General features: G+C 46.3%; 2 protein-coding genes. Both read right to left on the bottom strand.

Annotated features, from left to right (window positions below; translation table 11 throughout):
• Positions 1-2,657, bottom strand: a 2,657-nt coding sequence (locus tag OEV42_11540) for a hypothetical protein (protein ID MDH3974901.1), incomplete at its 3' end; no start/stop codon positions are given.
• A 394-nt stretch (positions 2,658-3,051) separates the two neighbouring features.
• Positions 3,052-7,377: an Ig-like domain-containing protein gene (locus tag OEV42_11535; GenBank protein MDH3974900.1), complete on the bottom strand. Its 4,326-nt coding sequence runs from the start codon at positions 7,375-7,377 to the stop codon at positions 3,052-3,054.
• Between the last annotated feature and the right edge of the window lie 62 nt (positions 7,378-7,439).

Genomic DNA, 7,439 nt, shown 5'->3' with positions numbered 1-7,439 from the left:
AGAGCCACCTTGTAATTACCCGTATCATACTGGCGTATCGATGCCGGAGTTGAACCATTTATTGTGATGGTATCTGACCAAACAAGCTTCTGCCCTACCCAGAACTGGGCCCCTGAATGGCCACCCTGCCCGATTTCTTCACCTGTCGCAACATCAACGAAGGTAACATTGATGTTGGCATGATAACTGAGGGCCGTCTGATTAACAAAGGGAATCTCCTCAAGCAGTACGGGTAGGGTCAGTGAGGTGCCATATGTCGGCTTGTCCCTGTCCCATGTGGCAAACTTATGCGTCCAGGTGCATGGACCGCCACCGCAATATTGCTCACCAACGCTAAGGTGATAAGCGATCTTAACACCTTCGGGAAGGGTCACATTGGCAGGCGGCGCCCATGTGATTGTCGGTTTGCCATAGTCAGCAGCACCGATGGTGGTTGTCGCTGCAAAAGTCGTCTGGGTAAAGGTAATCAACTCTGCATCATAGGCAACACAGGCCGCCACTTCATCTCTCCGCGGAGTCGTACCACCATGAAGTCCCTGACATTCTTTAGGCTCTTCAGGCCAGGAAGCCGGTGTCAGCAGTTTAGCTTTTGCGTCCTGCATACCGGTAAGGACTTTCCTTGTAAATACCTTGTTCGCTACGGGTGAGCCGGCGCTATTTTTAACAACAACTTCGTAAGTGCCCGTCTTAAAGTCACTGATGATAGGCATACCGGCATAGACTTGGATTGCTCCCAAAATGGGATCAGAATCGTTATCAATAGTAAATCCACCCGTCACCTCGGAAACGGAGAATTCATCACAACCAACATTCTGCTCACACTTGGCTGCCCAGGGGCTTACAGTGAAGCAGATTGAATCGGGACGAGCACCACCACCCCATTGCGGGAAGCTGGTAACATTAACCATAACGGCCGTTTTGTTTGCCGGAGATCCCGATGCAGTAGGATAGGTAAGATCCACTGTAGTACTCATGGGAGTGAAAGTGGTCGGCATTATCGTTGATGCAGCAACAAAGTTTGCCGCATAGACAGGATCGGCAAAACAGGTCGTTGCATCAAGAATATCATACTCCTGGCCCGAGTAATCCGAAGTGTGACCCGGTATGGTTCGTGCGTAAACATTACCGGGCCGTGTCTGGAATTCAAATATCTCGACGCCCGCGATCTTCGCCAGTTCCGTATCTGTAAAGAAACCGAAAAACTGCATAAGTCCCGGATCAACTCCAGTCGGATCATAAGTAAGAGGATCAAATTCCGTCGGTTCAAACCATCCTGTTTCTCCCGTGGAACCCTTTACTCGACCAGTATCTGCGGCCCTATCCACAGCATAAACATCAACCGTAAAAATGGTATATGCAATCGCCTGCGGGACATTCAGAGGGTACGAAGGCGTAAGGGTTGTCCCCTTCTGGAAGAGTGCCGGCAAAACGGGGGGAGTATCCGCCAATATCAACTTGGCCGCTTCAACGTTGGCAGGAACTAATGATGTCATATTGTCAAGTGCCGTATGGATATCATTTAAGCCGGAGTTGAGTGTTGTCATTACACTGTAAGCTGCCATACCCGGCGGAGGACTAATAGGATTACCGGTCAGGTTATAAAAGGTAATTCCCGGTGCAAGTGTACTGTATAACTCGAAAGGATTAGTGGTTATTCCGGCAATGTACTGGTTTGAGAAGAAATCAATATAAAAACGTGGAATATTACCATCATCGATAAGTTCCAAAAATACCTTTTCTACCAGGGCTTTCTTTCCGGCATCTGTCGTAACATCAATACCTGCAATACTGTTTAACTGTGTTGTCGTTGAAGCTGCATCGAGATCACGGGATACGGTTTCATCGGAAAGCAGTGTCCCTGAAGCGCTGTCGACACTTGAATTATCACCATATCTCGTCCCGCCATTTAGCTGGTTTATATCAGTAATGGGATCGCCATTGGCATCTGTCGGAGCCTCTACAATAACCGAGGGAATCACAATTGCCCCTGAAGCAACAAGGCTTTCTATGGCTGCTTTAATAGCGCTTATAATGTCGCTGACGACTGTCTGGTCTATATCCTTTCCTTCCGTAGCTTCGAGAACGGCATTAACTATGGTCTGAACGATAACCGTTGTCTGTGGAGAAAGGTCTCCACCCGTAACTGCGGCAGAGCCTGACGGCACGGTAATATTGGTCATCATATCGAGCGCCTGTCCATCAAGCAACTTAATGAACCTCACAATATAATCAATGCCATCCCGAAGATTTAAACATTCATAAGTTGGATTACCTGTTGCACTATCATAACCGGTAAAACTGCACGTCTTTCCCGTATCTTCAAGCTCACCATCAGCGCCGATAACGTAGACTTTGATAATGGCATTGAGGAGAGCCGATGAATAACCATCAAAGGAAGGTGACATCAATTTGGACATGCCCGGTTTATAACCCATAGCTTTGGAAACAGCATCCTGGTCTGAACCAACCAAAGATGACAGAGAGACTTTCCCTGAAACGGTTGAATCACCATCATAGGAGGTTCCACCGCCACCACCACCACCACCGCCGCCGCCTCCACCGCCGCCGCCTCCACAAGCGCCAAGGAAAAGCGTCAGTGACAACGCAAGTAACAGGGTAATAAATAAATCAACGCCCTTTTTAGTCTTCCCTTTCATAACCGTCCCTCCTGCAATACTTAATGGTTTGACATGAAAATCCCAAAACCCTGCCATATGACGTAAAAAATCCAGCAAACCAGCCATATGGCGAAACAAAAATTTAAAAGCAGCCACCTCTATTTTTAAAACAATGGTTTTAAAATGGAGGAAGTTAGCTTGTTTTTATTAATGATATCATGTGAAATATAAAGGTCAAGAAATCATGAAATTTATTTTAAAGCAAAAAGCAAGCCGGATGATAATATTGTTTAGTTCTCAACCTCTATTTAGCCAAACAATTTAAATATCAATAAAAACGATGGCTTCTCTTGCTTAGTATCAAAAAAATGCCGGAAAGCCGATTATTATAATCAGCCCTCCGGCACCTGATAATTACATATTTACTCTCAGACTATTTATAATGATTCACCCAGATGTCATAGTAACCGGTCGATGCATCATACTGCCGCCAGATAACGAGTCCATTATCAAAAGGATCCCTGGCAACTTGCGGCTCATAGGCATCGCCGCTTCTCCTTTCCAGCAGGGCAGTGCCGGTACAGCATTTCTGACCATAGATACTGTTATACTTACCATCATGCTGATACCATACAGTCATTGCGTTGCCGGAATTTGCAATTTGCGGGCTGGATGCGCTGCCTGAACCGGAATCAAGTTTCGAAGCGGTGCCATAAGATCCAGAACTCAAATAATAGTTGGTCCAGATATCATAAACTTTATAGGTAGTATCATATTGATGCCAGACAATCCTGGCAGCATCATAATTGTAGAAATCAACCTTGGGCGCATATGCAGAACCTGCATTGTTCTCCAGCAGTTTCACTGCTCCCCAGCCGCCATCTTTACTATAGTAACGGGCATAGATATCATAGAAGAGGGTCTTCGTATTATAGTGTTGCCAAACAACCATGGCGTTTCCATTGCTATCGAAGGCAACATCGGGATTATAGGCATTTCCAGGCATGTCTTCAATAAGTATTGGTTTATCGAAGGAGCTGCCGTTATAATAACTGGCCCAGATATCATAGTATCCGGTTGATACATTTTGTTGACGCCAAGCAACCATTCCATTTTTACTGCCATCCTTTGCTACGACAGGTTCACTTACACTTCCCTTGTTGCTCTCAATAACACTTTTCTGACTGCAGCAAGCGCCACCATAGAGACTGTCGTAGGAACCGTCATGCTGATACCAAACGATAAGAGAACTGGAATCATTGGCAATAGCAGGTGAGTAAGCATGCCCCCCCAGCGTATCATACGTTTCTGCCGTCGACCACGAACCGGAAGGCGTACAAAAGTTAGTCCAGATGTCATAGGTTTTATTCTCAGGATCATACTGATGCCAGACAACCCTCGCATAGCCATTGCTGTAAAAGGAAACTTTTGGCGAATAAGCATTGCCTGCATTAGTTTCAATAAGCATTGCCGTTCCCCACCCGGACCCTTTAGTGTAATAGCTGGCATAAACGTCGTAGTAGGCAGTCTTCGCATCATACTGTCGCCATACAGCTATGGCATTACCATTTGGACCAAAGGCAATATGAGGGTTATAAGCCGATCCGGGATTCGATTCAAGCCTTATGGCTGTCCCCCAGGTTGGACCTCTTGTTGTAAAGCTCCAGACAACAGGGGAAACCATGACGTTGTCCGCAAGGTCCGCTACGCCTGCACGAATTGTCGCAGAATAGGTAGTTGAAGCATCCAGTTCAAGAGCAGGCAAGAATGTAGCGGTATTGGTGCTTGTATCGTAACCTAGACCACCGGAGACATTACCGAATGTACTGCTTAGGTTGAAGAATAGGGTCGCATCATTAATTGCCTCTGAAAAATGGATGACTACATTCGTGTTGGTGGCAACATTTATTTCACCCTTTTTCGGTGTCATCGAGGAAACAGTGGGAGGCGTCAAGTCAACCGGTGCAGCTGTTTCAAAGCTCCAGATGAAATCACCGGCCATAGAGATCCCATAATTATCTGCAACAGATGAACTGATTGTCGCTGTATAAACGGTGGAATCATTCAGAAATGCAGAGGGTGTAAATGTTGCCGTTTTACCGGGCCCGTCATAAGTAACAGTACCGGAAACACCGGCAATGGTAAATGTAGAGTCATTGACACCGGTCACAGCTTCAGAGAAGACCGCCTTAATCGCCGCGCCAGTATCGACATTGGTAGCATCCCTGGCGGGAGATACTTTCACTACGTATGGACGGGCATCTGTCTTAAACCGCCATGCATGTCCGGCCGACATTTGATTGCCTGCCAGATCCTTCACATGGGAAGCAAGAACTGCATCGTAGATGGTGCCATAAGAAAGTGACGACGCCGGGGTAAAGGTAGCAATATAGTTTACTGCATCATAGATCGCATCGCCTGATACACTCCCATTCACACTGCTTAAGCTCATAAAAACAGTACTTTCGTCTATATCTTCAGAGAAGGTAATGGAAAGATCAGTATTTACGGGTACATCTACCGTTTTATCGGCCGGACTTTCAGATACAACCATGGGGGCCGTCAGATCAGGTTCTGCCATTGTTGTAAAAGCCCAGGCATAATCCGCTCCCAGCGTGTTTCCTGTGAGGTCTTCAATCTTTCCGGAAATGACAGCCTTATAGTCAGCGTTGTAGCTGAGTTTTTTTGAAGGAATAAAGGTTGCGCGCTTAGTTACATAATCATATTCCACAACACCTGACACCGGAAGACGTCCACCATAGAGGAAGAACAAAGAAGAATCGACCCCCTTAAGCGGCTCCGAGAATTCGACGGTAACGACAGAGTCGATAGCAACTCCTGTGGCGCCTGCCGCAGGGCTTGTTAAAGATATGGCAGGTGGACCTGAATCAGGAGGCGGAGCAGTTGTAAAAGACCATGAGTAGTTTTTCTCCATGAGGTTTCCGGCATCATCTGCAATTGAGGCACCGTCGATTGCAGCCGTATAGACCACTCCGGCAGAAAGTGGAGTGGAAGGAGTCAGTATAGCCGTATTGGTGAGTGGGACATAGCTCACTCCGGCAAGCACAGTCTCTCCCTTGGCTGTTGTTAAAGTAAAGGAGAGATCACTTACACCAGTGATATTTTCAGTAAAAACAGCCGTAACGCTTGTGCTTGTTGAAATTTTCAGTGCAGCGCTGACAGGCGTAGTAAACTTCACTGATGGCGGAGTTACATCCGTAGCCTGTGTTGAAAAGGACCATGAGTAATCAAGGCCCATCAGGGTCTGGTCTGTTCCCTGTCCAAAATCTCCCACTACTGCTTTGACGGTAGCCGTATATGTCTTAAAAACAGCCAGGTTGGCAGTCGGTTTAAAGACGGCCGTCCTTGTAATATAGTTGTAGTAAACACTTCCGCCCACATTAGAGGCGCCATTTTTTAAGGTAAAGGTCAACGAATTGATCGTTTCAGGGTCCATGATGCTGTCAAACCTGGCTTTGATAACGGTCCCCTCACTTACATCGACAGCGCCATCGACAGGCCATGTTTTTTCCACTGTCGGCGCTGAAGCAGTCGCCTCTGTCGTAATATCAATGGTAACATCAGTAAGAACATTACCTGCCATATCACGCGCACCACCCAGGGTAATTTTATAGCCCTGTGAAAGCAGCAATTTAGCGCTCGGCAGTATCTCATAAACAAACCCTTTGTTAGTTAATTCATGGCGACTCTGATCAAAACCTATAAATCGAATGGTAGGTTTGTCTCCAATACCGGGAACAGAAGAAACAGTCATCGTCTTGAAATCAACGAGTTCATCAACTTCTATCATGAGAGGTTTGCTTACAGGCGTATCAGTCGTAGGCCCGAAATAATTAGCATTAGGAGATTTCTCATCAAGCAGGTCTGCCGTAAATGATCCCGTCACTACAGCAGCCAGATGCTTTCCAAATACATCCTGCACCCCGGTACCAACGGTAACAATATAGAGCGTCCCCGGAGAAAAATCGCTTTCAGGCTTAAAAACAGCAGAAACAAGGTTGGGAGAAAGAGTCCATTTACCGGCCATAACATTTCCGGAGCCGTCAGCAACGGTTATATAACCATTGACTGTCTTTCTGGCTATTGCATTATTAAATGTAATCCCCAGATTACGATTCACCTGAATGGCAAGGTCAGCGCCTCCAAAAGTGCCATCACCATTCGGATTCTGCCCGAACATTGTATCTACTTCAGGATCAACATCACCATCATAAGCAGTCAGGTTATTGTCATTTACAACGCCGGAAAACTTTCTGACAAAAGCCTGTATGGCCACATACTGCTTTCCACCTGTAATGGAGATATCATTTTTTGCAATTACCGTGTAAAGACCCGCAGGAATAGGGTCTCCATCATTGTAAGGGAGGCTTCCGTCAGGATTTATATTCAAAGCGGCATTCGTCAAAACACTAAAAGAGTAGCTGCAATCCAGGCCACTCATAACTTTGGCAACAGGAAAATACCATTCCGGATGGCTTGCATTGTAAAGACTAATGTCTGCTCCCTGCAATTCCGAAGGGCACACACCAAGCGCCTTAACTGACTTAAAGGCCCGTTTTTCGGACACAGTTTCTGAAAGCGTTACCTTACCAGAGACGGTCGTTGAAGAATCACCACCGCCACCACCGCCTCCCCCTCCTCCTCCACCGCCGCTACAAGCGCTGACGGAAAGAATAAGGAGCAAAGTGCAGAGACTTTTCCAAGATCTTGCCAGAACACCATCCTTAAAAATCTTCATCTAAATCCCCCTCAATCAAAATTCAATTATTCTAAAATAAAAAAAACCGGGCCCAGTAATAT

The sequence above is a fragment of the Deltaproteobacteria bacterium genome (genome assembly GCA_029860075.1).
In the GTDB taxonomy this organism is placed as follows: Bacteria; Desulfobacterota; JADFVX01; order JADFVX01; family JADFVX01; genus JAOUBX01.
This window is presented reverse-complemented; position numbering and strand designations above follow the sequence as displayed.

What these genes read in the sequence shown, in the direction of transcription:
- OEV42_11535 (MDH3974900.1), bottom strand. Translation starts at nt 7,377, where the DNA reads ATGAAGATTTTTAAGGATGGTGTTCTGGCAAGATCTTGGAAAAGTCTC.